Raw genomic sequence first — 26,328 nt, 5'->3', positions numbered from 1 at the left:
TATCCTATTATAACACTGATAACACTTTTAGGAAACTGTAGATATTTTTTGAACCGCTGTTGTTTCATCATTTATATTAATGATACAAAAAAACTTTTTATTTTTCTTTGAATGCGCTAAACTAATTGATGGAGGCGGAAATATGAATATTATTCTTTTTATTTTTGCTGTTTTAGTTATTGCCTCGCTCGTAGGCATCGGATATGGTATTGCTGCCGGCAGCGTCCTTGGCATTATTTTAGGAATAATCGGCGCATGTTTATTCATGGGCCTCGGTTTCATGGTCAAGGGAAAAATGAGCAGTACATCATGAAAAGCGGGTAAAATGGATACCCGCTTTTCTTTCTTTTCCACTTTTTTCAGCTAATTTCCACCTTTTTGCTATTCAGCAGGCTTTTCAATAAATTTCCCTTTATCACCTATCTCGGTTTTTATATGGTTGATAATTTCTTGGTGAAGACCGGGATTGCCCACCAGTAAAGAATTTTGTTTCAATAAATCAATCGGGTCACCGTCTGCTCTGGTTGCTTTTCCGCCAACTTCTTCAATAAGAATCAATCCTGCACCGTAGTCCCACGGGGATAGTCTCATCGTAAAATAAGCATCAAGGGTTCCTGCCGCGATATAAGCCAGCTCAATAGCGGCTGTGCCATATGACCTTGTTCCTCTGCACTGACGCGCGATCGGCCTCATTATCTCAGGATCAATACGTTTATTATCATTAATCCATGTAGCATTAATAGCGATAATAGATTCATTTAGTTTTTTGTCTCGAAGCTGCGGCAGCTTTTGCTCATTAATATAAGCCCCTTCACCTTTAATACAATGATACAAGTCACCCGCAACAACGTCGTTAATGAGACCAACGCGCCCAATGCCGTTCTCATAGACACCTATTGAAATCGCAAAATGACGCTGCTGATGGACAAAGTTCATCGTCCCGTCAATTGGGTCAAGAAGCCAGATAATGCCGTCTGCGGATGATACTTCATCACCGAAGCCTTCTTCTGAAATGATGCGATGATCAGGGTAATGTTCATGAATACGTCCAATTAAGTACTGTTCGATTTTTTTATCCATATTCGTAACCAAATCATCATAAGAAGATTTGAATTGTACATCAATTTGATCTTTGAACGAATCTTTAAGGAGCTGCGCTGCTTCCTGTATCCATTGCTTTGCTTTTTCATGTACTTGAAGCCAATATTGTTGTTTCCCCATATTCATTCTCCTTTATTACAAGTCCTACACTGTTTATTATGACACAAATACCGCAGTCAAAACATGATATGCTTAAGAAATTGAATTTAATAAAGTGAGACTTCCATCAATCAGGTTTTATCCCATTGATAGTCAGCACAACAAATCGGGGTATTACCGTCCGTTATCTCCCGCTAAACCCCAGCGCTTTAACTCAAGTTTTTAGGCGTAAGTCTTACGGACGGTTGTACCGGGGTAAAAAAACTGTACTAAAAATGCAGCATACCGCATAAATAAAAAAGGGCTCATGATTATGAGCCGGGGAATTATTATTATGCTTCTAAACGGAGCATTTCTTGTCTTAGTTTCTCAAGCTTAACTTTGCAAGCATTAATTGCTTCAGTATCTTCATTAACCATTGCATCGTGTAGTGTTGCCAGTTCATAGTCAATTTCCATCCTCACAACAGGAATACGTTTCTCAGCGTCCGTTCTCTTTAATGTTTGAAGAACCTGTTTCATGGTAACCTACACTTCCTTTCATTTTTTGTTCACTAAAAACACAACTAACAATAATAAAGACTAAATATTCTGATTACAATGTTTTTATTTAACATTTTATGATTTTAAACAATAATATGCAACAAAATAATGTTTCTTGCTTATTAAATTCCTCTTTTGACCTATTTTTAAACCTTAATTTAAATGTGGTAAACTATGATTAAATATTAGATACATAGGAGGCAGCATTTTGAATTTTAAAGGTTTTACACAAGAGGATTTTAACGTATTTACTATTGATGGCCTTGATGAAAGAATGTCAGCGATTAAAACACAAATTCGCCCAAAACTCGAAACACTGGGTGAAATCTTCGCACCTGTATTAACAGCTATTACCGGTGATGAGATGCACGCGCATGTTGCTAAGCACGCAAGGCGAACAGTCAACCCTCCTGACGATACATGGGTAGCTTTTGCTAATAATGTCAGAGGGTATAAGAAATATCCGCATTTCCAAATCGGACTTTGGAGCACCCATGTTTTTGCAAGATTTGCTATCATATATGAAGCACCGATAAAGGAATCCTATGCACGAACGCTTGAACAACATGTCAATGATATTTATAGACAAATTCCCGATCATTTTGTATGGTCAACCGATTATACTAAGCCTGATGCCATTTCCCAGGAGAATTTATCTAAAGAAGAATTTCATAATATTTTAGAAAGACTGGCTAATGTAAAAAAAGCTGAGATCTTATGCGGTATTCACATCCCCCGCCATGATGACATTTTAAAAAATGGGGCTCAGCTGATCGATCAACTTGAACAAACTTTTAATACCCTTGCACCGTTATATGAATATTCTAAAGAGTCAGCGACAGCGTCATGAGTTCATGACGCTGTTTTTTTGCTTGTAATATAAAAGTATAATTAATCATCTGAAGTTGACAGAAATAAACCAAATATATTTACTGCCACTTATTCTTAACTGCCTCCGCTTCATCAATGATTCGATTAAATAATTCTTCCAGAGTTGGGATATCGTTAATTCTTCCAGCAATTTGACCAGCCCAACCAAATCCGCCTTCAGTATTCCCTTTTTGAATGTAATTACAGTTGGACTTACCACTAATATATGTCTTAAGCGCATCATAAGTCCCTTCGTTTTTCTCTATTTCTAAAATTTTTTCCGTCCAGGAATTTCTTATAGCTCTTGCAGGCGCGCCAAGACTTCTCTTGATCACAACGGTGTCAGTTTCCTGCATATTTATGAGCATGTTCTTATACACAGGATGCGCATGGACACATTCTTTTGTTGCAATAAAACGCGTCCCCATTTCAACGCCCTCTGCTCCAAGGGCTAAAGCCGCCATTAACCCTCGTCCATCTCCTATCCCTCCTGAAGCAACAACCGGGATTTCTACAGCATCAACAACAGAAGGAACCAGAACCATCGTACCTATGTCGTCTTTCCCTAAATGTCCGCCGCCTTCTTGACCGACTACCATCACTGCGTCAGCACCAAGTGATTCAGCTTTAACAGCTTGTCTTTTTGAAGCTACTAACACCAGCTTTCTGGCTTGGGAACCTTCCAGTGCTTCAAATACAGGCGTAGGATTGCCTCCTGTAATCGTAATAACAGGAACATCTTCTTCTTTTGCAACGTTTAGAAAATCAATATAAGAGCGTCCATGTTGACCGATTGCAAAGTTTACGCCAAAAGGTTTATCAGTGAGTTGCCTGATTTTCTTAATTTCCTGGCGAAGACCATCAGGACTTCCGCATGTCATAGCAGTTAGTTGACCGAGGCCCCCTGCGTTAGAAACGGCCGCTGCCAAGTCTGAATAAGCAAGGTATGCAAGCCCCCCTTGAATAATTGGTATTTTAATACCTAAAATTTCAGTTAATTTTGTTCGAAATTTCATTCTGAATGTCTCCCCTTTCAAATTCGGATAATTTTTTCTTGAATAATGCTTCATAATTAGACTATGATAGATCTAGTTTGAAAAAAATGAGGTGCAAAAGATTGTCACAAAATGAAACGCCATTATTTACCGGGCTGCTAAATCATATTAAGTCCAACCCTATTCAATTTCATATTCCCGGCCATAAAAAAGGAAAAGGAATGGATCCCGAATTCCGGGAGTTTATCGGAGAGAATGCACTCTCAATAGATTTAATTAATATTGCCCCGCTGGATGATCTGCATCAGCCGCATGGTATCATTAAGGAAGCGCAATCTCTCGCTGCCGAAGCTTTTGATGCTGACGCGACATTCTTTTCCGTACAAGGAACAAGCGGTGCAATTATGACAATGGTCTTATCTGTTTGTTCTCCTGGAGATAAGATTATCGTACCACGAAATGTTCATAAATCGGTACTATCAGCTATTATTTTTTCAGGGGCTATTCCTGTGTTTATCTATCCTGAAATTGACCGGGATCTTGGCATTTCACACGGGATAACAATTGATGCTGTACAAAAAGCGATTAATCAACATCCTGATGCAAAAGGGTTACTTGTCATTAATCCAACATACTTTGGTATTGCCGGAAATTTAAAGCAGCTTGTTGAATTGGCCCACGAGTATGATATTCCTGTCCTTGTTGACGAAGCCCACGGCGTCCATATCCACTTTCATAATGATTTACCATTATCAGCCATGCAGGCAGGAGCGGATATGGCAGCAACAAGCGTCCATAAGCTTGGAGGATCCCTTACACAAAGTTCAATTTTAAATGTCAAAGAGGGTCTAGTGTCAGCTAAGCATGTACAATCGATTCTCAGTATGATGACGACAACCTCAACATCCTACTTGTTACTAGCTTCCCTTGACAGTGCAAGGCGTTTTCTTGCTACCCAAGGTAAAGAACAGATTTCAAAAGCTATTGCTCTTGCTGAAGAGGCACGAAAACTTATTAACGATATTGATAGCTTGTATTGTGTTGGCAGAGAAATATTAAATGGTCAAGCAACATTTGATCTGGATCCTACGAAATTGTTGATCTCAGTAAAAGAGTTAGGAATCAGCGGTTATGACGCAGAAGTATGGTTAAGGGAAAAACATCGAATTGAAGTCGAACTCTCTGATTTATATAACATCCTTTGTTTGGTTACACCGGGAGACAGCAATGAAACGATTCAACAATTGGTAACAGCCCTTCGCCATATGGCAGAGGAACTTAGTTTAACAAATCATGCCGTTCAACATAAAGAAATGCCGGTTCACGTCCCGCAAATGCCGAGCCTTTCACTTTCACCCCGCTCTGCTTTTTATGCAGAAACAGAAAATATACCTTTTTGGGAATCTGAAGGGCGAATCATTGCTGAGTTTGTCATGGTTTATCCGCCGGGTATCCCCATTTTTACACCCGGTGAGATTATCACACGTGATAATTTAAATTACATTATTGAAAATATGGCCTCAGGTCTTCCTGTGCAAGGCCCGGAAGACCCATCGCTTTCCATGTTAAAGGTTGTTAAAGAAACAACTCCGATTAAATAATAACAAGCTTGCCTGAAACGGCAAGCTTGTTATTATTTATCACCATTAAAATATATTTACAATAAATTATTTTTTAGCTTTTTTACATTTTCGACATGTGCTGTACAAGGTACGAACCTTATTATCTTCAACATGATCAATTGTGCAGTTACATTTTTGGCAAATGATGATTCCCATTTTACCCATCCCCTTTGTAAGCGCTTGATTTTGTATTTATATAATATGACATATCAATTCGTATGTCAACCCCAATTAGTATAACATAATGAAATTAATATGATCTTTTTATGCATTACTTTATTGAATGCCGCCCTCTTGTAAAAATTGTCAAATTATTGAATACAATAACATTTATGTTGTGAATTTGTAACATTTTGTAGTTTAGTTTTCATTTTCATAACAAATCCTAAATTCTCAGAATTTCCCTCTTTTCACATGATAAAATAGACCTATATTTAAAGTCTCGGATGTGATAGGAATGTCCATTACTAAACTATTCAAACTTCTTCCCTTGGTTCTTTTACTTTTAATATCAAGTGAAGATCTCCACACTTATCAAGTCAGCCATGCGTTAAGCCTTTTTAAAGGTCATGGTCTGCATACAATTGTACTGGCAAATGATTTTGATCATGGTAATAATGACAAACAATATTATTACGCCCTTTTAATGTTAAAAGATCACTTTCCAGATAAAGATTGCGATGTTCATATTTATGATGCAAAAAGGCAGCCCGATTTGGCTAAAGAATTCAATGTTAACCAATACCCGGCACTTATTTTACTGTCCGATAACCAAGCCATTAAGACCATTCAAGGTAAGCACAGCTGGAGTCATATTTATAACCAAATTGAACCGGTTTTAACAAAAACATAAAGTAAATACAAAAAACCATCACTAAGTGATGGTTTTCTTTATTAATAAGTAATATTATTTTGCAATATGAATAGGAGTACCTAGAGCTACTTCAGCTGCTTCCATAGCAATTTCACCAAGCGTTGGGTGAGCATGGATTGTAAGTGCAATGTCTTCTGCAGTCATGCCGGCTTCAATAGCAAGACCAAGCTCAGCAATCATATCACTTGCACCTGAACCCGCAATTTGTGCGCCAAGGAGAAGTCCGTCTTCTTTACGAGTCACAAGTCTCATAAATCCATCTGTATCGTTAAGAGACAAAGCACGGCCATTTGCTGCAAATGGGAACTGGCCAACTTTTACTTCATAGCCTTGTTCTTTTGCTTCTTCTTCTGATAAGCCGACAGTTGCAAGCTCAGGGTCAGAGAAAACAACTGCAGGAATGCCAATGTAATCTACTTCAGACGGCTCGCCGCTGATTGCCTCTGCTGCAATCTTGCCTTCATAAGAAGCTTTGTGAGCAAGAGCCGCTCCTGGGACGATATCGCCTATTGCATAAATACCGTCAACATTTGTTTTACATTGCTTGTCTACTTTGATAAGACCGCGGTCTGTTGTTTCAATACCCGCCATGTCAAGGTTAAGCTCGTCAGTGTTTGGACGGCGGCCGACTGTAACAAGTACATAATCAGCATCAAATGCCTCTTCTTTACCGTTAATTTCAGCTTTTACAGTTACGCCGTCTTTTGTTTCTTCAACGCCTTGAGCCATTGCTTCTGTATGGATAGTAACACCTTTCTTCTTAAGGCGTTTCTTAACAAGCGCAACCATTTTTTTGTCAAAGGCAGGAAGGATGGATTTTGAACCTTCAAGAATAGTTACTTCAGTTCCGAAACCTGCAAAAGCAGACCCTAATTCAACACCGATGTAACCGCCGCCGATAACAACCATTTTCTTAGGTACTTCTTTAAGCGCTAATGCGCCTGTAGAAGAAATGACACGGTCGCTCCATTTAAATGAAGGAATTTCAATTGGGCTTGATCCTGTAGCAATGATACAATTTTTAAACTTGAAACGGGAAGACTCATAGCCATGGTTGACACGGATTTCATCTTTCTCGACAAAAAGGGCTTCGCCTTCTACAATATCTACTTTATTTGCTTTTAATAAGCCTGCAACACCGCTTGTCAGCTTGTTAACAACGGAGCCTTTCCATTCTTGAAGCTTGGAGAAGTCAATGCTGACATTTTCAGCAGTAATACCCATATCTTGAGACTCTTGAGCATGTTCAAAGCGGTGGCTCGCTGAAATAAGCGCTTTAGAAGGAATACATCCCACATTAAGACAAACGCCGCCAAGGTTACCTTTATCAATAATTGTAACTTTTTGTCCTAATTGCGCAGCACGAATCGCAGCAACATATCCTCCTGGACCTGCACCAATAACAACTGTATCGACTTCTGTGGTAAATTCTCCTACAACCATTTGCTTACGCCTCCATTATTAGTCGTTGCGGATCGTTCAACAACCGCTTAATTTTGTTTAACGCATTTTGTGCTGTTGCGCCATCGATGAGACGGTGGTCGAAGCTTAGAGAAAGAGCAAGTACTGGAGCAACAACAACTTCCCCATCACGTACAATTGCTTTTTCTGCAATACGGCCAATACCAAGAATAGCAACTTCAGGATGATTAATGACCGGTGTAAACCATTGTCCGCCTGCAGAACCGATATTTGTAATTGTGCAAGAGCCGCCTTTCATATCTTCTGCAGCCAGTTTGCCGTCACGGGCTTTTGTTGCATATTCGCTGATTTCAGTGGCCATTTGGTACATGGATTTACGGTCTGCATCTTTAATAACAGGTACAACAAGCCCTGCATCCGTATCTGTTGCAATACCAATGTTGTAATAGTGTTTATAGACGATTTCTTCGTTCTCATCATCGATAGTTGCATTAAGAGCAGGGAACTCTTTTAATGCAGAAACAAGTGCTTTCACGACGTATGGTAAATATGTTAATTTAATGCCTTGCTCAGCTGCTTCAGCTTTAAACTCTTTACGATGAGCAACAGTTTTCGACACGTCAACCTCATCCATTAGTGTAACATGAGGAGCGGTATGTTTGGAATGCACCATTGCATTTGAAATAGCTTTTCTGATGCCGCGGATTTTTTCGCGTGTTTCAAGGCCGGCTTGAGCCGGTACGGGAGCAGCTTTTTGTGCTGCTGTTTCAGCAGGTTTTTCATCCGCTTTTTCAGCAGCCTGTCCGCCGCCGGATACAAATTGGTCGACATCTTCTTTTAGGATGCGGCCGTTGTTGCCGGAGCCGTGTACTTCGCTGATGTTAATACCTTTTTCACGTGCATATTTTCGTACGGAAGGCATAGCGATAACGCGGCTGTCATTATTTTTAGCTGATGCCGCCTCTTGTTTTTCCTCTTTATTATCAGCTTTAGCCTCTGTTTCTTGTTGCTCTTCTTTTGTATCTTCAGCTGCTGATTCTTCTGCATCGTCACCTTCGTGTCCTTCAGCATCTAATGTGACAATAACATCGCCGACAACTGCTACAGTACCTTCATCAGCTTTGATTTCTAATACTTTGCCATCAACTGGTGATGGTATCTCAACAACAGATTTATCATTTTGAACTTCTGCAAGGACATCGTCTTCTTTTACTTCGTCGCCTGGTTTAACAAACCATTTAACAATTTCGCCTTCATGAATACCTTCACCGATATCCGGAAGTTTAAAACTATATGCCATTGTTAATTTAGCCTCCTTTATTTTGCGTTTTACAATTAATTCCAGTCCGGAAACTTATTAAAAATTAAGTGTTTCTTTAACCTTTGCAATAACGTCATTTTCATCCGGAAGCCATACGTTTTCTGCAGAGGCAAATGGGAATACTGTATCAGGAGCTGCAACGCGGCCAACCGGCGCTTCAAGATGAAGAATTGCGCGATCATTGATTTCAGCAATAACGTTTGCAGCAACCCCGGCTTGTTTTTGTGCTTCTTGAACAACAACGACACGATTTGTTTTCTCAACAGATTTAATAATTGTTTCAATATCCAGCGGGCTGACAGTTCTTAAATCAATTACTTCAGCGCTGATGTTTTCTTTTTCTAATTGTTCTGCAGCTTTCACGGAAGTTTGAACCATTGCACCATAAGTGATGATCGTCACATCATTTCCTTCACGAACAACGTTTGCTTTACCAAGTTCAATTGTATATTCTTCTTCAGGCACTTCGCCTCTGAATGAACGGTAAAGTTTCATATGCTCAAGGAAAATAACCGGATCGTTATCGCGAATAGCAGAAATAAGCAGGCCTTTTGCATCATATGGTGTAGAAGGAATAACAACTTTAACACCAGGGCTTTGAGCAAATAAGCCTTCTAAGTTGTCCGCATGAAGTTCAGGTGTTTTAACGCCGCCGCCGAATGGTGCGCGGATTGTTACAGGCGCATTGAAGTGTCCGCCTGAACGATAGCGTAAGCGGGCCATTTGCGATACTACGCTGTCCATTGCTTCAAAAACGAATCCGAAGAATTGGATTTCCATAACCGGACGGTAATCTTGCATTGCCAGACCGAGTGCAAGACCGCCGATTCCGGATTCGGCAAGAGGCGTATCGAAGACACGGTCTTCGCCAAATTCGTCTTGCAATCCTTCCGTCGCTCTGAACACACCGCCGTTTTTACCTACGTCTTCACCAAAAACAAGCACATCTTTATCACGCTTGAGCTCAGTGCGAAGCGCATCAGTAATAGCTTGGATCATTGTCATTTGCGCCATAGGTTATTTCGACTCCTTCTCAGTGTATTCTTCCAACTGTTCTTGCAGATTGTATGGAAGTGTTTCACTCATAATTTTTATCAAATCTGTTACTTTCTGTTTAGGCGTATTATCAGCTTCTTTTAGAGCTGCTTTAATGTCATCTTTCGCTTGTTCAACTGTTTTTTCCTCTTCTTCCTTAGACCATAAACCTTTGTTCTCTAAGAATTTGCGGAAGCGGATAAGCGGATCTTTCTTTTCCCACTCGTTATCTAATTCTTCCGTACGGTAACGGGTAGGGTCGTCGCCTGCAGTTGTATGCGGACCGTAACGGTAAGTTAAAGTTTCAATCAGTGTCGGTCCTTCGCCGTTCACAGCATTTTCACGAGCTTCTTTTGTTGCTGCATAAACTGCGAGCGGATCCATACCGTCAACCTGGATGCCGCGAATACCTGCTGCGACAGATTTTTGTGCAAGCGTCTTAGAAGCAGTTTGCTTTTCAACCGGTACAGAGATCGCAAAACGGTTGTTTTGTGAAATAAAGACAGCTGGAGCCTGATAAGCACCGGCAAAGTTAAGGCCTTCATAAAAGTCGCCTTGAGAGGTTGCGCCATCGCCAAAGTATGTGAATGCAACGTTCTTTTTACCGCGCTTTTTAAGCCCTAAGGCAATTCCTGCACACTGTGTACATTGCGCAGCAATAATGATTTGAGGCATTAAAGCGTTAACACCCTCAGGAATTTGTCCGCCCATAAAATGACCTCTGGAATATAAGAATGCTTTTGTTAAAGGCAATCCATGAAATACTAATTGAGGAATATCGCGATAAGACGGTAATAACCAGTCTTCATCTTCCATTGCAAATTCGCTTGCAAGCATGGAAGCTTCTTGTCCGGCTACCGGCGCGTAGAATCCTAAACGTCCTTGTCTGTTTAAAGAAAGCGCTCTTTGGTCCCAAATTCTTGTATAGACCATACGGCGCATTAATTCTTTTAATTCATCGTCAGAGAGATCAGGCATCGCCTTTTCGTTAACAACTTCTCCTTCTTCGTTGAGAATTTGCAGCATTTCAAATTGCTTCTCAACTTTGTCAAGTTTTTTAGTTGCCAATCCTTTCACCTCTTCCTTTCAAATAAAAAAATGGGTTAATAGCAGTTTGGTTAAATTTATCATTTTTTACACTATCATCGGATTTATATCATGGCAGCATAGAAGGTAAATTCGACGCAGTTGCCATGAAAGGCAGATAGTATAAGTGCAACTGGGCAATCACCTGTGCCTATCGGCTTGGCGCCGGCCAAGTTAACTTTATAATGTTAAGTATGTTTATTAACGTTTAAAACTTGTACCATACTTGGTATACCCGTTTAAAACGTCATTTAATCAACTTATGTTATAAATAATGGGTCTTGACTGCTATTAATCTGTCTTAGTGATTTAAAAACTTTTGACTAGTACAACCCATATCCATTAACAGTGTATAATACGTACATTGCTTAAGTCAATAAAGAAGAACTACATTCTGTCCCACAAACTGTTATAATAAAAAATAACCATCTGTACTATATCTGTAATAGCGCTGTCATGAAAAAAGGCGCCATTGGCGCCTTTTTCATTTCTTATTATTGATATCTGCAGCATCATAAAAAGTTTTCTTTTGTTGATTGAATATTTTTGTTGCTTTATTAAAAGTTTCTTTATCTTTACTTATCGCTTTATAATGATTGTTTACTTTTTCTAATTGAGTTTGCAATGTCTCAATCTTTAAATTCTTATCCTTAAATAATTCATAAAGCTTCCGGTCGTCTTTTAAGGCTTCAGAATATTCATTATGTAATATTTGATAATCTTTATAGCGGGCTTTCATTGTATCCGCCATTTGCTTTGCCTTATTTTTCAATTTAACATCTTTTATTTTGTTTATTTCAGGTACAGCCTGTTTAAAAGTATTGTACGCATTATCAATACTTTTCTTTTCTTTTTTTAAAAGCCGACCCCTATTTTCGACTGATTGAACCGCTTGGTCACTTAATTTTGCAGTCTGTTTAACATTATTTTTATCAAGGGTGACTAACTGATTATATATAGCTTGTTCTTTCTCTTCAGCATCAACAAGCGGTTTTTGAACTTGATTAAAATCTTTTTCTTTAGAAGCCGATTTCTCTGCCAGGGTATAGATTTTCTGACTCGGACTTTCAGTTAAGCTGCATGCAGACAAAAGCAACCCCGTTATCAATAACATAGGTAACACTCGAAACAATCTCAAGACAGTTCCTCCTCATATTTCTCTCTATCCAACTTACAATCAGTATAAATCATAACAAATTATGATAATAATTGACATGCGAATCATGAAAAAACATACTGGGCAACCATCCAAACACATTTGTACCCGGGTCATATGTTATAAATGTACCGTATTTTTTTACAGGAGGAATCGGCATGGAACATTTTGAAAATATGGAGCATTGGGACCATATGGGTCATTGGGAGAACATGGGTAATATTAATATGGAAAATCCGGTAATGCCGCATCATCACCATCCACACCATCATCACGGCCACCATCCGCATCACCACCATCATCATAAGCACCATTTCTATGAACATCCATATGCCCATGCGGTATTTGCGGAGCCGTTTGGAGCAGAATGCGGCTGTCATCCGATGATGGAACCTGTATTGTGGGATCATTATGATGGTTATTATCCTATGCACCAAGAATGTTGTTACCCGGCTTATCAAATGGGCTGTTACGAGCCATGCGGCAATCGTAATTTTGTTTTAATTGTTGTATTGTTTATTTTGCTGATCATCGTAGGGGCGTCTGCGATCCTTTAAGAGAAACTTCCATCAGACGGGGGCCCATACATCCCCCAACTGATGGTTGGTATGCAAACTGTGACCGGCAATCACAGAAATGAAATTGGTTTTTAAGTTTAATAAGTGTTGTGATAAACTATACATATGAAATTTTATACAGATCGAAGCAATGAGGAGTGTTATTAATGCTGACCATGGATGACATCGTTAGAGAGGGAGATCCTATTCTGCGTCAAGTCGCCGAAGATGTACAAATTCCCGCATCAGATAGTGATAAAGAAACATTAAAAAAAATGATGGAATTTCTAATTAATAGTCAAGACGAAGAGATTGCCGAAAAATATCATTTGCGGGCAGGCATTGGACTCGCTGCTCCACAAATTGGTGTTAGCAAAAGAATGATAGCCATTTATTTAACGGACGATAAAGATAAACTTCATCAGTATGCTTTGTTTAATCCTAAAATTATCAGCCACTCTGTGGAACAAACATACCTTGAGGGCGGAGAAGGATGCTTGTCTGTTGATCGCGATGTCCCCGGCATCGTGCCGCGCCAGGCAAGAATTAAAGTGCATGCTTACGATATTAATAATAAGGAAGTTATATTGCGGTTAAAAGGGCTTGCCGCCATAGCCGTTCAGCATGAGATTGATCATTTGGACGGAATTATGTTCTATGATCGTATAGATAAAGAAAATCCATTTAAGGTTCCGGAAGGCGCACTTAAAGAATAAAATATAAAAAAATGCTGGAAGTATCCAGCATTTTTTTTATACGTTTAAAAGACCCGCTTTTTGTAAACCATAATATATACCGTCTTCTTGAACGTGTTTAGTAACATATTTTGCCGCTTTCTTGGCTTCGTCCATCCCATTTCCCATTGCAAAACTGTGCTGAACAAAAGAAAGCATTTCTATATCATTCAATGCGTCGCCAAAAGCATAGGTATTTTTAACATCAATATTGAGTTTGTTTAATAAACGTTTAATGCCCTCTGCTTTTGAACCTCCGGTCGGTACAACGTCCATTGAGTATTCATGCCATCGTATATACTCAAAGTCCCGCTCCGTATTAAGGTAATCTGCCTTGTCTTTTTGTTCACAAAATACCAAAGCTTGATAAATATCTTCATGATGGTGAAACATACGGTCTTCAAGCGGCGGAGATATTTTAAGATCTTTAAAGCTATCAATAATATATTGATGATTATTGCAATTAGCAGCCATTGTTTCAGTTCCTAAAAATGCCATCGGATGTCCGCTGTCAGCAGCTTTCTTTTCAAGAGAAAGCAGCGATTTTCGGGATAACGGGTTTTTCAAAACAGGTTCATTATTATGGACAACATATTGCCCGTTAAAGCTTACGAAGGTTTGAATGTTTAATTGTTCACGAATATGAGCAAACATAAATGGCGCCCGCCCGGTAGCTATTGCTGTTATCACACCATTTTCTTGCAGCTTCTTAACGGCATTTGCTGTTGATTTTGGAATCTTCTTTTCATTATCCAGTAATGTTCCGTCTATATCAAAGAAAACAATTTTTTGTTCTGTCATATCTGTTTCCCCCTTTAGGATATGTCAGTTAATAAAAAATTTTGCCGGTAACAACAAATATATATTTTACATGGTTTTATACCAATTGTGCAAACTAATAACAAGCCATGTGATATGTGGTCAAGCTTTCCTGGATCAGCACCAAGAAATGCTTCAAGGAGGGTGACCATGTTTAGAAGAGTAAAGAAAAAATGGCTGAGAAGAATGAAAGAGCTTATAGCGAAAAACCGCTTAGCTCAAATTTAGGTTTCGAGACCGGCGCTGTCTGAGTGCCGGTCAATAATAATATTTACTGAAAAACGTCTTTATTTCATTTATAATAGACACAGGAAAAATATTCAGGATTATAAGGAGAGGTTTTACATGATTTACAAAGTACATTATCAGGAGTCAAAAGAAGAAGTTCCTGTAAGGGAAAATACGAAAACACTTTACATCGAAGCTGAAAGTGAACGCGAGGTTCGCGAAAAGCTCGCGGATAAACCATATAACCTTGAGGTTGTTATTAAGGTAGACGGCGCATACCTTGACTATGAGAAACAATCGGAAAACTTTAAAGTGGAGCAAATATAGCCTATGAAATTCGTTAAAAACCATCAAACAGCCGTTTTCGCTCTCGGCGGTTTAGGCGAGATCGGAAAAAATACTTATGCTGTCCAGTTCCAAGATGAAATTATTCTTATAGACGCCGGTATTAAATTCCCTGAAGATGAGCTTCTTGGTATTGACTATGTTATTCCTGATTATACTTACTTAGTTAAAAATGCGGACAAAGTAAAAGGTCTATTCATAACACATGGACATGAAGACCATATTGGCGGCGTGCCTTATTTACTTAGAGAAATTAATGTGCCGATATATGCCGGAAAGCTTGCTATGGGCCTCATCCGCAATAAGCTTGATGAGCACGGTTTATTAAGACGCGCCAAGCTGAATATCATCAGCGAAGATGATGTGATTAAATTTCAAAAAACGTCTGTTACCTTTTTCCGTACGACACATAGTATCCCTGATTCATATGGCATTGTTGTCAAAACACCGCCTGGAACCATTGTACACACTGGTGATTTCAAATTTGATTTTACACCGGTTGGACATCCTGCCAATTTAACTAAAATGGCTGAAATCGGCAAGGAAGGTGTATTATGTCTTCTTTCTGACAGCACGAATAGTGAAGTGCCGAACTTTACCATGTCAGAACGGCAAGTAGGTGCTAATATAACAGATATCTTCCGAAAAGTTAGAGGGCGGATTATTTTCGCTACTTTCGCTTCCAATATTCACCGCTTACAGCAGGTTGTTGAAGCTGCGATTAGTACAGGCCGTAAAATTGCTGTCTTTGGCCGCAGCATGGAAGCATCAATTACAATTGGACAAGAACTTGGATACATTCGCGCACCTAAGGATACCTTTATAGATCACCAGAAAATCAATCGGCTGCCGGAAGACAAAGTTGCCATTCTTTGTACGGGCAGCCAAGGTGAACCAATGGCCGCATTATCAAGAATTGCTAACGGTACACATAGGCAAATTCAAATTATTCCCGGCGATACGGTCGTCTTCTCATCATCGCCAATACCAGGCAATGCGGTCAGTGTCAATAAAACGGTCAACCAGCTGTTTCGCGCCGGGGCTGATGTAATCCAGAGCAATATCACCGATATTCATACTTCGGGGCACGGCGGCCAAGAAGAACAAAAGCTGATGCTCCGTTTAATAAAACCGAAATTTTTCATGCCGATTCACGGTGAATACCGCATGTTGAAACGGCATGTTGAACACGCGCATGACTGCGGCGTTCCTCTTGACCATTCATTTATAATGGATAACGGCGACGTACTCGCACTGGACAATGATGAAGCGCATATTGCCGGAAAAATCCCATCAGGTTCAGTATTTATTGACGGCAGCGGTGTTGGCGATATTGGCAATATCGTATTAAGAGACCGGAAAATTTTATCGGAAGAAGGTCTAGTTATCGTTGTTGTCAGCATTGATATGAAAAATCATAAAGTGCTTGCAGGACCTGATATCATCTCAAGAGGATTTGTTTATATGAGAGAATCCGGAGATTTAATTAATGACGCACAAAGCCTGTTAAGTAAGCATCTGGATACAGTGATGGAAAGAAAAACGACCCAATGGACGGAAATTAAAAACGAAATCACCGAAACACTTGCGCCATTCTTATATGAAAAAACGCGCCGCAGACCGATGATATTACCAATTATTATGGAAGTTTCGGAAAGCAAATAGGAAAGCAAATAAAGAAAAGAAAACAGACCCGAAAAAAATGGGTCTGTTTTCTTATTTTTTAAAGACAGCTATTCATTATCTAATAATTGTTTTTTAAATCGGTCAATATCTTGATCGGAACCAATGATAATTAAAATATCACCATCGTGAACTGTTTGATCGGCGCGCGGAGATACATTGATACGGCCGTGTTCCTTAATAGCTACAATATTGACGCCATAATTTGCCCGAACATCTAAATCACTTAAGGATTTTCCATCCATTTTCCTTCCGGCAATCACTTCAACAATGCTATGTTTATCTGAGAGTTCAAGATAGTCTAAGACGCTTGTTGAAGTGATGCTGTTTGCGATCCGGACACCCATATCCCGTTCGGGGTGAATCACATGATCAGCGCCGATTTTCCTTAAAACTTTTTCATGATAATCGTTTTGAGCTTTAGCCGTCACTTTTTTTACACCAAGCTCTTTTAGAATGAGGGTGGTTAAAATACTGGCGTGAATATTGTCGCCAATCGCGACAATCACATGGTCAAAGTTTCGAAGTCCCAGGCTTTTCAGTACTGATTCATCAGTTGAATCCGCAATTACTGCATGAGTAGCAATCGGCGTAAACTCATTGACTCTTTCCTCATCACTGTCAATAGCAAGTACCTCCGCCCCTTGTTCGCTTAATGTACGGCAAATACTCCCGCCAAAACGCCCTAATCCAATCACTGCAAATTGCTTTTTCACAATAACTCCTCCATACTTTCCAAAAAACATTGGTTTAAACAAGCATCTTTATTTTACCACATTGTTCCTGCTAAACTTGTTCCTTTTCAATATATATAACCTTAGCCAAATGATGAGAAAAGGAATAAGAATCGCTAATACGGTTACAGCTATAAAAATAAAAACAATACTTGCTACGGAAAACGAAAAGCTTACATGAAAATCAACATACGGATACAATAGATACGGCAAATGACTTAATCCATATCCGAAAAAAGCAAAATAGAATTGAAGCAAAACAAGGAAAAAGGCTAAGCCGTAAAACTTTTTCTGAAATACAAGGGTAACAGCTATCAAAAAAAATACGAGCGATAATTCAAACATCCAGATATGATTTAACACTTGATTAAAATGCTCAGGATTGTGCATTTGCAAAGCTGCAAATACCAATGCGCAAGCGAGTATGGTCGGTACGCTCCAAAAAAGCGCCAACCCTCTCATCTTCTCCGATGCTGCTGTGTCATTTGCTTTATTTGCATAATAAGTTAAAAACATCGCACTTATATAAAGAACACTGACAACCGCCAAAATAATTACGGACCAAGAATAGAAACTTGTCAGCAGTTTTCTAATCACTAAATGCCCTTTGTTATGCTCTAAGCTGATAAAACCGCCCTCACTAATCGTTAAAACAGAAGAAAGAACTGCTGGTATAAGTAAACCGGTTACACCATAAAAGATTTGAAAAACCTTGCCATCCCTCGAAGTGTAATAATAAAAGGCGTACATCGAGCCTCTGACAGCCATTAAAATAAGTGCTATACTTCCAGGGACTAATAAGCCTGTCCCATAATAATAAGCGGTTTGCGGAAACAGTCCAATTACACAAACAAAAAGCAAAACAAAGCAAATATTCAGCCCTTCCCATGCCGGTGATAAGTAACGGTTAATTACCCGGTCGAGCACTTGCTTATTTTGTATTTTAAAAATAAATGAAAAAAAGCCGGCACCGAAGTCAATCGATGCTAATATTAGATAACTGTATAGAAAAATCCATAAAACCGTTATCCCTATCCAAGCAACCACAAAAGTCCCCCTCTTCACTTCCACACAAACGACTGTTGCTTATTTGTTATTTTAGACATAATCTGACTCATTCAGTACATTAATATAAAATTGGCTGACAGTTAAACAAAACAAAGTTAAATTGTCACCCCAATTAATTTAATTAAAACATAAATCTTTCATAAAGTCTCGCATGAAAAAACGTTGCGGATGTCCGCAACGTTTCTAAAATATTGCCCTGTGTCTTTTGTATAATGTCTTAAGAATTATCTGTAATTTAATTCCCGTAAAAAAATTCACGAATTAACTGCAGATCTGCCTTATCTTTAAAAAGTCATTAAAAGTATATTTCATCCATTTAATTCAGTAGGTTTTTCCGCCTCGTCAAAACCAAAATCGGCAAGCTTTGCCCGGAAAAATTTTGTTTTGAAAAGCATATAAATAAACCCGATAATAACCCAAACTATGCCTCCCTTTAATGCATCACCGTGTAAGAAGTACCATAAAACACCCGTACATCCTGCACCAATAAGAGGCAGAATAATATAAGAAAATACATCTCTCCCGGTTTTATATCTTTTTTTCCGGAAAACAAAATAAGCAATCACTGAGAAATTAACAAATGTAAAAGCAATTAACGCCCCGAAATTAATAACGGAGGATATTAAATCTAAGCTCGGTGCAATAGCAAACAGCGAAATTGCTCCAACCAATACAATATCAAAGACAGGTGTCCGGAATTTTGGATGAACGTAGCCGAACAACTTTTTTGGAAACACCCCGTTCCGTCCCATAACGTATAAAAGGCGGGATACACTCGCATGGGATGAAAGTCCGGAAGCAAGGGTGCAAGCAAACCCTCCGGCTATAAAAAGCAGTTGAAAGATTTTTCCCCCGACATATAATCCGATTTCAGGCAAAGTGTCATCAGTATTTTTGAAATGAGAGATATTAGGAAACAAAGATTGTGTAAAATAAGCAGCGATAAAAAATATACCGCCCCCAATCAGAACAGTCAGCATAATTGCTTTTGGCACTGCCTTGGGATCTTTAGCCTCCTCTGTATACATTGTTACAGCATCAAACCCAATAAAAGAGAAACAGACAACAGTTGCCCCCATCAGAACAGAGGATACGTGCACATTTGAATGAAACAAAGGAACAGTTGTAAAAATGGTTCCCTGTCCCATGCCATGGAATAATTGTATAAAGGCAAGAACAATAAATGCTAAGATTAAAGCAATTGAAAAGACTAGAAGAAACATATTAACATTTGATGTCGAATTCATACTCCAAACAATAATGCCCGTGACGATAATGACATAACATACAACCCAGATCCATGCAGGTACTGATGGAAAAAGCGACTGCATGTATATTCGAATAATTAAAGCGTTTACCATTGGCAGCAAGATATAATCTAACAATGCCGCCCATCCGACCATAAATCCCAAATGAGGATTAATCGTCTCCTTCGTATATGTATAAGCTGAACCTGCACTTGGAAAAACCCTAACCATTTTCCCATAACTGAGCGCTGTAAATAACATGGCAACCATTGCTGCTAAATATGCGAGCGGTACAACGCCATTTGTGTCCCCGGACACAATACCAAATGTATCGAACACAACTGTCGGCGTCATATATCCCAAACCTAATCCTACTATTGCCCAAAGTCCTAATGAGCGCTTAAGTATTGTTTTATCTGTCATTATCAAATCCCCCTCTTTGGTCATAACGTTATGCAAACTAAATATTGCAAATTTTATGCCAAGTGGGAAAACCATTTAAATCGGTTTGTAAAAAAAATCTTTTATTCAATTTTGCATTTTCTATTCAACATTAAATAGATTAACTTTAAGGAATACAGCTCAATAACTCTAATAAACACCAAAAACACTATTCAAAAAAGCATCTGCTGAAGAGACCCTTTTATCTTAATTGCAAAAAAAGCTGCTGACTTAAGTTAAAGTCAACAGCTTTTTAAATTTAATTATAGAGTTTTTTGACCCGGTTTCCAGTTAGCCGGGCAAAGGCCGCCAGTTTGAAGCGCTTGTAGGACGCGGAGTGTTTCATCAACGTCGCGGCCAATATTGTTGTGGTTAACAACACTGTATTGAAGCTCGCCTTCAGGACTAATGATGAAAAGGCCGCGGAGTGCAACGCCTTCTTCTTCAATAAGTATACCATATTTTCTTGCTACTTCATGATTGTGATCAGCAGCAAGCGGATAATGAATATCACCTAGACCATTGTCTTCACGCGGTGTTTTGATCCAAGCTAAGTGTGTATGAATTGTATCTGTTGAGACACCGATAACTTCAGCGTCAAGATCTTCAAATTCTTCGTAACGATCACTGAAAGAAGTAATTTCAGTCGGGCAGACAAAAGTAAAGTCCATCGGATAGAAGAACAATACTGTCCATTTATCGTTTTTCATATTTTCTTCAAGACTTACCTTACCAAATTCTTTGTTTGGCATAACTGCTTCCATTTCGAAGCGGGGTGCTTGTTTTGCTACCATGCGTTCTGGCATAATTAAAATCCCTCCTAGACAATTTCCTCACAATCTGAGGTTACATTAGTCATTATAGTACAAGGCTACTTTTAAGTCAATTTTAAATGATAATCAATTTAATCTAGGTAAATACCTTGGTAAATAAGGACTTTTATATCACCTTCTAAATCATCTGCTATCATTTGAAGACCTCCATTATTATCGTTATAATCAATAATAGTCCATCAATGTATGCACCAAAAATTTTTAACCTATGAAAACACAAGACATTCATTCATAAGTATCAGACAAAGGAGGCCCATCTGTGCAACATTTAATACAGAAAATTCATTGGGAAAACATTTTGGAAACGGCAGGAATCATTGCTCTTAAATTAATTATTGTTATTATTGCCTTCTTTATTTTAAAGGCTGTCGGGAAACGTTTTATCACCCATACTTTCGAAAAAATACGGATGAAAAAAACCGAATCTATTGGCAGGATTTATACGTTAGAACGTCTCATTCTTAGTATTTTTTCATATTGTTTAAGTTTTATACTTATCGTTGTCATTTTTAATATTTTTAATCTTGATGTTTCAGCATTAATTGCCGGCGCCGGTGTGGTTGGCTTAGCAGTCGGTTTTGGCGCTCAAGGTCTGGTCAGCGATGTCGTGACAGGATTCTTTTTACTATTAGAAAAGCAAATGGATGTCGGCGACTATATCACCGTAAGCAGTTTTGAAGGCATTGTTGAAGAAATAGGTCTTAGAACAACACAAATCAGGGGTTTTGATGGGACACTGCATTACATCCCCAACCGTAATATCTCTAACTTAAGTAATCATTCGAGAGGCAACATGAGAGCCCTGGTTGATATAGCTATTTCCTACAAAGAAGATGTAGATCGTGCTATAGATATTATGCAGGAAGTCTGCGAAAAGGTGGCTAAGGAAAACCGATACGTTGTAGAAGGTCCTAATGTACTTGGTGTACAAACGATCGGGAGCAATGATATAGTCATTCGTATTGTTGGAAAGACGGTTAATGGAGAACAATGGGGTGTTGAAAGCGATATTAAAAAAGGGATTAAAAAAGCTTTCGAAGAACATGGCATTGAGCTCCCCCAACCTCAATTCATATCCCCTTCAAATCAAATGCAGCAATGAAAAAAATAACCTCATTAGGCTGTTCGCTTAATGAGGCTATTTATCATTTAACCTGTAAATACATCGCCGTTTGGAAAACGGATATTCCCTTTTTTAGGAACGGATAATGAAAAGGCTAGTGTTAACGGACCGACCCTGCCGAAGAACATCATAAACATGATTATGATGCGTCCCGCCGTTGACAGATGGTCTGTCAGCCCCATCGTTAGACCGACTGTGCCAAAAGCGGAAACTGCTTCGAACAAAATCTTAATAAACGGCGCGTGTTCCGTCATTGTTAACAGAAGCACTGCTATAAACAGGGCTGTCAGACTGACAATAACTGCTGCAATGGCGCGCATAATGGTTGATGTTCTGATCGAACGTTTGAATGCTATTGTTTGATCTTTTCCGCGTATAAATGAAATAACTGCAAGGAGAATGACAATAAATGTTGTGACTTTAATACCGCTGCCAGTTGATCCGCTGCCGGCGCCAATAAACATAAGCATGATCGTAATGATTGCTGTTCCATCATGGATTTTGCTGAAATCAATTGTATTAAATCCGGCTGTCCGGGGAACAATGCCTTGAAAATAAGAAGCAAGCATTTTATCACCAAATGAGAGCTTGCCGATCGTGCCGGGATTTTTATATTCCAGGGCAAAAAATAATAAAATTGCTGCGACATTTATAATGATTGTACCAACAATCATTAATTTAGAATGAAGCGAAAGTTGACGAAATTCCTTGCTGTACCATATATCTGACAAAACTGTAAAGCCCAGTCCGCCGGTTATGATCAATAAAGAAATGACAATATTGACAACGGGATCGCCCACAAAGCCGGATAAATTGTCCGGCCATAAAGCAAAGCCCGCATTATTAAAGGCTGAAATTGAATGGAATAAACTATAAAACAGGCCCTTAAACAGGCCCATCTTCGGTATCCATTCTAAAGATAAAAGAATCGTTGCCGCTATCTCAATAATCAGTGAAAAAATAAATAACACCTTTACCAGACGAACAACGCCGCCGACAGAAGGCTGATTAAGCGCTTCTTGGACGAGCATACGCTGCTTAAGACCTATTTTTTTCCCTAACAGCATGATTAAAAGAACGGCAAAGGACATAAATCCTAAGCCCCCGACTTGAATTAAGCACATAATAATAATTTGTCCGAATAACGTATATGTAGAACCGGGATCAACAACATTTAACCCCGTTACCGTTGTTGCTGATGCTGCAGTGAACAGCGCATCTAAAAAGCTTATATTTTTTGTTGTAGAAATAGGCATCCATAACAGCAACCCGCCTATAATAATTAAAATGACAAATCCTAAAGCTAAAATTTGCGGCGGATGAAGTTCACCCAATAACTTCCGCTTTGATTGATTTTTATTAATCAAAGTCCTATCCCCTTTTCCAGCTAATCAGCTAAAAGCATGATGATTATTGTGATGAAATTATTGGTTATTATACCTTAAACATTTTATACTGTCATGAATTCTATGTATTAAATAGAAATGTTCAAGTTTATGATTAGAAACATTTACCTTTATCCAGTAAATACATCGCCGCTCGGAAAACGGATGTTGCTTTTTTTTGGTGCGGACAAAGAAAAAGCTAAAGTCAATGGTCCAACTCTGCCTAAAAACATTAAAAAAATGATAATAAACCGGCCGGCTGTTGAAAGATGATCTGTCAATCCCATCGTAACACCGGCTGTACCAAAAGCGGAAACTGCCTCAAACAATACAGTAAAAAAAGAAGCATGCTCAGTTACTGTTAAAATAAGGACCGCAACAAACACTGTTGTTAAGCTAATGACAACAATCGCAATGGATCGCATAATTGTAGATGATTTAATTGAACGGTTAAAGACGACTGTTTGGTCTTTTCCGCGTATAAATGACATAACAGCAAGTAAAATGACCAAAAAAGTAGTGACTTTAATCCCGCTGCCAGTCGAACCGCTTCCCGCACCGATAAACATTTGCAACATAATGATCAGTGCTGTACCTTCATGAATATGGCTAAAATCAATTGTGTTAAAACCGGCGGTACGCGGTGAAACCCCTTGAAAATAAGAGGCGATCAGCTTGTCCGTTAATGATAATCCGCCTATTGTTCCGGGATTGCCATATTCAAATAGAAAAAAGAACAGCATCGAAATAACACTGATAACCAATGTTCCCGTAATCATTAACTTTGAATGAAGGGTCAGGTCACGAAATTGTTTACTGTACCAAATATCTACTAAAACAATAAAGCCGAGACCGCCTGTTGTAATTAATACAGTAATGATAATATTGACAACCGGATCGCCAACGTAATCTGATAAGCTATTTGGCCATAAAGAAAAGCCCGCATTATTAAATGCTGAAACAACATGGAAAAGACTGTAATAGAAACCTTTTAACAAGCCGAACTTTGGCACCCAATCCATTGATAACAACACTGTTGCCGCAAGCTCAATAAATAAGGAAAAAATAATCAGCACCTTTACTAAACGAACAATACCTCCAACATTCGGTTGATTTAAAGCTTCTTGAATAAGAAGGCGTTGTCTTAAACCAATTTTCCTTCCTAAAATCATGACGGTAAATACCGCAAAGGTCATAAATCCTAAACCGCCAATTTGAATCAAACACATTATAACGATTTGACCAAACAATGTATATGTAGATCCTATATCAACAACATTAAGCCCGGTAATCGTTGACGCGGATGTGGCTGTAAAGAACGCATCCAAAAAACTGATATGTCTAGTTGTAGAGACCGGAAGCCATAATAAGAATCCGCCGGCAATAAATAATGTAATAAATCCTAAAGCTAAAACTTGCGGCGGATGAAGCTTTAACCATTTCCGGCCGGCACGATATTTTTTTGTAAGCAAAGTAACCTTTCTCCTCTTTTCATACATTCATAGCTTATATTAGTCTAATATGTATCAACATTTATTTAAAGAGATTGTTTAAAAATTTAATATAAAAGACGACCCAATATGGTCGCCTTAAATTTTTTAATGTAAGTGTGAATCAACCTCTTCACAAACTTGATCGGCACTAAGACCTCTTGCGTCAATGACAGGGCCTTCAATAACGATGTCTTGGATACCCATGACATTAACGTCGCCGCCAGTAACGACACAGCAGTCACAGCCCTTTGCGTCACTTTCTGATTTTAGCGTGACAACCTCATAGCCTTTACTTTCAAGAGCGTCCTTTACCTGAGTCAAAGATTGTTCAACAGCAATTTTTGCCATCATCACACCTCCTTGACTTATAGCTTGCCAAATTATTATAAACGCTATACCTGGCGGCTTTGATATCTTATAAAACCGCTGACGATGTCTACAGCGTGACCAATGGCCTCCTCATGAGGCATTAATTTTGCAGCATGGAGTCCCGCTTCAGAATCAACGCCAAGCCAGAACATAAACCCTGGGATCTCTTTTAAAAAGTAACCAAAGTCTTCCCCGGTCATTGCCTCAGAACAGATCGTTAAAGGAAAGTTATTTTCTTTGCAAAAGTTAATAAATGATTCTGTTAACTTATGTTCGTTATAAACTTGATAATAATTAGCGCCATAATCAATAGATGCTTCGCATTGATAAGATGCTTCTATTCCGGCAACGTGCGATTCAATATGTTTCTTAATATCTGCCATAGTTTTTGGATCAAGCGCCCGAATTGTCCCTTCGATCCGTGCCTCTTCAGCAATGATATTTTGTTTCGTTCCACCGGAAATTTTACCGATCGTGATAACGGCTGAATCAAGCGGATTTATCCGCCGGGCAACAATACTCTGAATCTGCGTTACAAATGCGCTGGCTGCTACGACCATATCATTGGCAAGATGCGGATATGCGGCATGCCCGCCTTTACCTTTAAGATCAATAAAAAGCTCCGATGTATTGGCAAACAATAATCCTTTTTTTACAGCGACCATACCTGTTGGATATTCTGGCGCAATATGCAAGGCGAAAATAACGTCTGGGCGCCATGCTTTAAACGCCTCACTTTCCAGCATCGGCCGGGCTCCGCCGGGTCCTTCTTCAGCCGGTTGAAAAATGACTACAACGTTATCCTTTACAGGCTGATGAGACAATTTATCAAGAATCCCTAAAGCGATCGTCATATGGAAATCATGTCCGCACGCGTGCATCTGCCCTTCATGCTCAGATTGAAAAGAATAACCTGTCTCTTCATAAATCGGCAACCCGTCAATATCACAACGGTAGCCAATCGTTTTGACCGGATTTGTCCCTGTAACTTTTACAAGAATGCCTGTCCGCCATGTTTTTATTTCTAAATGTTCTTGAGGCATTTGTCTGATCTTGTTTAAAAGCAAGCTTTGTGTTTTTACTTCGTTAAAGCCAAGTTCAGGAATACGATGAAGCGCTCTCCTCGTTTCAATAAGATCCATTGCG

The 26,328-nt window shown here is 39.0% G+C and carries 27 protein-coding genes; 9 read left to right on the top strand and 18 right to left on the bottom strand.

Going from position 1 to position 26,328, the window contains the following annotated elements; genetic code table 11:
* Positions 1–142 precede the first annotated feature (142 nt).
* Positions 143–313 (top strand): DUF5325 family protein, encoded by a 171-nt coding sequence (locus ACFQRG_RS05375; RefSeq protein WP_380964497.1) that lies wholly within the window; start codon positions 143–145, stop codon positions 311–313.
* Between the two features lie 68 nt (positions 314–381).
* Here ACFQRG_RS05375 and ACFQRG_RS05370 read toward each other — a convergent pair whose 3' ends face one another.
* Together ACFQRG_RS05370 and ACFQRG_RS05365 are read right to left on the bottom strand one after the other, a co-directional pair.
* Positions 382–1,221, bottom strand: a complete 840-nt coding sequence (locus ACFQRG_RS05370) for an inositol monophosphatase family protein (protein WP_380964495.1) — start codon at positions 1,219–1,221, stop codon at positions 382–384.
* A gap of 311 nt (positions 1,222–1,532) precedes the next feature.
* The gene (locus tag ACFQRG_RS05365; protein ID WP_380964493.1) at positions 1,533–1,721 is read right to left on the bottom strand and encodes a hypothetical protein; all 189 of its coding nucleotides are present in this window, start codon (positions 1,719–1,721) and stop codon (positions 1,533–1,535) included.
* Positions 1,722–1,950: 229 nt separating this feature from the next.
* On the opposite strand from ACFQRG_RS05365, the gene ACFQRG_RS05360 reads away from it, so the two are divergent.
* A complete protein-coding gene (locus ACFQRG_RS05360; RefSeq protein WP_380964491.1) occupies positions 1,951–2,592 on the top strand; it encodes a YktB family protein in 642 nt (213 codons plus the stop codon).
* Positions 2,593–2,671: 79 nt separating this feature from the next.
* Here the strand turns inward: ACFQRG_RS05360 and ACFQRG_RS05355 are convergent, their stop codons facing one another.
* Positions 2,672–3,628, bottom strand: a complete 957-nt coding sequence (locus ACFQRG_RS05355; protein WP_380964489.1) for an NAD(P)H-dependent flavin oxidoreductase — start codon at positions 3,626–3,628, stop codon at positions 2,672–2,674.
* Positions 3,629–3,729: 101 nt separating this feature from the next.
* Here ACFQRG_RS05355 and ACFQRG_RS05350 point away from each other — a divergent pair, with 101 nt between their 5' ends.
* Positions 3,730–5,208 carry an aminotransferase class I/II-fold pyridoxal phosphate-dependent enzyme gene (locus ACFQRG_RS05350; protein ID WP_380964487.1) on the top strand — a complete coding sequence of 493 codons (1,479 nt, stop codon included), beginning with the start codon at positions 3,730–3,732 and terminating at the stop codon, positions 5,206–5,208.
* A gap of 66 nt (positions 5,209–5,274) precedes the next feature.
* Here the strand turns inward: ACFQRG_RS05350 and ACFQRG_RS05345 are convergent, their stop codons facing one another.
* A complete protein-coding gene (locus ACFQRG_RS05345; protein WP_380964485.1) occupies positions 5,275–5,385 on the bottom strand; it encodes a GapA-binding peptide SR1P in 111 nt (36 codons plus the stop codon).
* 301 nt (positions 5,386–5,686) lie between these two features.
* Here ACFQRG_RS05345 and ACFQRG_RS05340 point away from each other — a divergent pair, with 301 nt between their 5' ends.
* Positions 5,687–6,082, top strand: a complete 396-nt coding sequence (locus ACFQRG_RS05340; RefSeq protein ID WP_380964483.1) for a thioredoxin domain-containing protein — start codon at positions 5,687–5,689, stop codon at positions 6,080–6,082.
* 54 nt (positions 6,083–6,136) lie between these two features.
* Here ACFQRG_RS05340 and lpdA read toward each other — a convergent pair whose 3' ends face one another.
* The 5 genes from lpdA to ACFQRG_RS05315 form a co-directional block, all read right to left on the bottom strand.
* Complete coding sequence (gene lpdA, locus ACFQRG_RS05335; protein ID WP_380964481.1) at positions 6,137–7,546, bottom strand: dihydrolipoyl dehydrogenase; 1,410 nt, start codon at positions 7,544–7,546, stop codon at positions 6,137–6,139.
* 4 nt (positions 7,547–7,550) lie between these two features.
* Positions 7,551–8,825 carry a dihydrolipoamide acetyltransferase family protein gene (locus tag ACFQRG_RS05330; RefSeq protein ID WP_380964479.1) on the bottom strand — a complete coding sequence of 425 codons (1,275 nt, stop codon included), beginning with the start codon at positions 8,823–8,825 and terminating at the stop codon, positions 7,551–7,553.
* Between the two features lie 57 nt (positions 8,826–8,882).
* Positions 8,883–9,860 carry an alpha-ketoacid dehydrogenase subunit beta gene (locus tag ACFQRG_RS05325; RefSeq protein ID WP_380964476.1) on the bottom strand — a complete coding sequence of 326 codons (978 nt, stop codon included), beginning with the start codon at positions 9,858–9,860 and terminating at the stop codon, positions 8,883–8,885.
* Between the two features lie 3 nt (positions 9,861–9,863).
* Positions 9,864–10,907 carry a pyruvate dehydrogenase (acetyl-transferring) E1 component subunit alpha gene (gene pdhA / locus ACFQRG_RS05320; protein ID WP_380964976.1) on the bottom strand — a complete coding sequence of 348 codons (1,044 nt, stop codon included), beginning with the start codon at positions 10,905–10,907 and terminating at the stop codon, positions 9,864–9,866.
* A gap of 544 nt (positions 10,908–11,451) precedes the next feature.
* Positions 11,452–12,105: a YkyA family protein gene (locus ACFQRG_RS05315; RefSeq protein ID WP_380964474.1), complete on the bottom strand. Its 654-nt coding sequence runs from the start codon at positions 12,103–12,105 to the stop codon at positions 11,452–11,454.
* A gap of 404 nt (positions 12,106–12,509) precedes the next feature.
* Here ACFQRG_RS05315 and ACFQRG_RS05310 point away from each other — a divergent pair, with 404 nt between their 5' ends.
* The gene (locus ACFQRG_RS05310; RefSeq protein ID WP_380964974.1) at positions 12,510–12,680 is read left to right on the top strand and encodes a YjcZ family sporulation protein; all 171 of its coding nucleotides are present in this window, start codon (positions 12,510–12,512) and stop codon (positions 12,678–12,680) included.
* Positions 12,681–12,847: 167 nt separating this feature from the next.
* Positions 12,848–13,396: a peptide deformylase gene (gene def / locus ACFQRG_RS05305; RefSeq protein WP_380964472.1), complete on the top strand. Its 549-nt coding sequence runs from the start codon at positions 12,848–12,850 to the stop codon at positions 13,394–13,396.
* A 36-nt stretch (positions 13,397–13,432) separates the two neighbouring features.
* On the opposite strand, the gene ACFQRG_RS05300 is transcribed toward def, so the two are convergent.
* On the bottom strand, positions 13,433–14,215 hold the full coding sequence (locus ACFQRG_RS05300) for a Cof-type HAD-IIB family hydrolase (RefSeq protein ID WP_380964470.1): 783 nt from the start codon (positions 14,213–14,215) through the stop codon (positions 13,433–13,435).
* Between the two features lie 363 nt (positions 14,216–14,578).
* Between ACFQRG_RS05300 and ACFQRG_RS05295 the strand changes: the two genes are divergently transcribed.
* Positions 14,579–14,788 carry a DNA-dependent RNA polymerase subunit epsilon gene (locus ACFQRG_RS05295; protein WP_380964468.1) on the top strand — a complete coding sequence of 70 codons (210 nt, stop codon included), beginning with the start codon at positions 14,579–14,581 and terminating at the stop codon, positions 14,786–14,788.
* A 3-nt stretch (positions 14,789–14,791) separates the two neighbouring features.
* Positions 14,792–16,471, top strand: coding sequence for a ribonuclease J1 (gene rnjA / locus ACFQRG_RS05290; protein ID WP_380964466.1), 1,680 nt, complete (start codon positions 14,792–14,794; stop codon positions 16,469–16,471).
* Between the two features lie 68 nt (positions 16,472–16,539).
* Here rnjA and ACFQRG_RS05285 read toward each other — a convergent pair whose 3' ends face one another.
* From ACFQRG_RS05285 to ACFQRG_RS05270, 4 genes are all read right to left on the bottom strand, one after another.
* Entirely contained in the window at positions 16,540–17,235 is a 696-nt protein-coding gene (locus ACFQRG_RS05285; protein ID WP_380964464.1) for a potassium channel family protein, read from the bottom strand.
* An 18-nt stretch (positions 17,236–17,253) separates the two neighbouring features.
* Positions 17,254–18,270 carry a cytochrome d ubiquinol oxidase subunit II gene (locus ACFQRG_RS05280; RefSeq protein WP_380964462.1) on the bottom strand — a complete coding sequence of 339 codons (1,017 nt, stop codon included), beginning with the start codon at positions 18,268–18,270 and terminating at the stop codon, positions 17,254–17,256.
* A gap of 329 nt (positions 18,271–18,599) precedes the next feature.
* Complete coding sequence (locus tag ACFQRG_RS05275) at positions 18,600–19,961, bottom strand: APC family permease (protein WP_380964460.1); 1,362 nt, start codon at positions 19,959–19,961, stop codon at positions 18,600–18,602.
* A 281-nt stretch (positions 19,962–20,242) separates the two neighbouring features.
* The gene (locus ACFQRG_RS05270) at positions 20,243–20,785 is read right to left on the bottom strand and encodes a peroxiredoxin (protein WP_380964458.1); all 543 of its coding nucleotides are present in this window, start codon (positions 20,783–20,785) and stop codon (positions 20,243–20,245) included.
* Positions 20,786–21,071: 286 nt separating this feature from the next.
* On the opposite strand from ACFQRG_RS05270, the gene ACFQRG_RS05265 reads away from it, so the two are divergent.
* Positions 21,072–21,914 (top strand): mechanosensitive ion channel family protein, encoded by an 843-nt coding sequence (locus ACFQRG_RS05265; protein ID WP_380964456.1) that lies wholly within the window; start codon positions 21,072–21,074, stop codon positions 21,912–21,914.
* 47 nt (positions 21,915–21,961) lie between these two features.
* Here the strand turns inward: ACFQRG_RS05265 and ACFQRG_RS05260 are convergent, their stop codons facing one another.
* From ACFQRG_RS05260 to ACFQRG_RS05245, 4 genes are all read right to left on the bottom strand, one after another.
* Positions 21,962–23,299 carry a TrkH family potassium uptake protein gene (locus ACFQRG_RS05260; RefSeq protein WP_380964972.1) on the bottom strand — a complete coding sequence of 446 codons (1,338 nt, stop codon included), beginning with the start codon at positions 23,297–23,299 and terminating at the stop codon, positions 21,962–21,964.
* Positions 23,300–23,451: 152 nt separating this feature from the next.
* Positions 23,452–24,819, bottom strand: a complete 1,368-nt coding sequence (locus tag ACFQRG_RS05255; RefSeq protein WP_380964454.1) for a TrkH family potassium uptake protein — start codon at positions 24,817–24,819, stop codon at positions 23,452–23,454.
* Between the two features lie 99 nt (positions 24,820–24,918).
* Positions 24,919–25,161: a YkuS family protein gene (locus ACFQRG_RS05250; RefSeq protein WP_380964970.1), complete on the bottom strand. Its 243-nt coding sequence runs from the start codon at positions 25,159–25,161 to the stop codon at positions 24,919–24,921.
* A 44-nt stretch (positions 25,162–25,205) separates the two neighbouring features.
* Positions 25,206–26,324, bottom strand: a complete 1,119-nt coding sequence (locus ACFQRG_RS05245) for an N-acetyldiaminopimelate deacetylase (protein WP_380964452.1) — start codon at positions 26,322–26,324, stop codon at positions 25,206–25,208.
* Positions 26,325–26,328 lie beyond the last annotated feature (4 nt).

The organism is Scopulibacillus cellulosilyticus, from assembly GCF_042665295.1.
GTDB lineage: Bacteria > Bacillota > Bacilli > Bacillales > Sporolactobacillaceae > Scopulibacillus_A > Scopulibacillus_A cellulosilyticus.
Note: the sequence above shows the minus strand (reverse complement) of the source record. Positions and strands in the feature narration are given on the sequence as shown.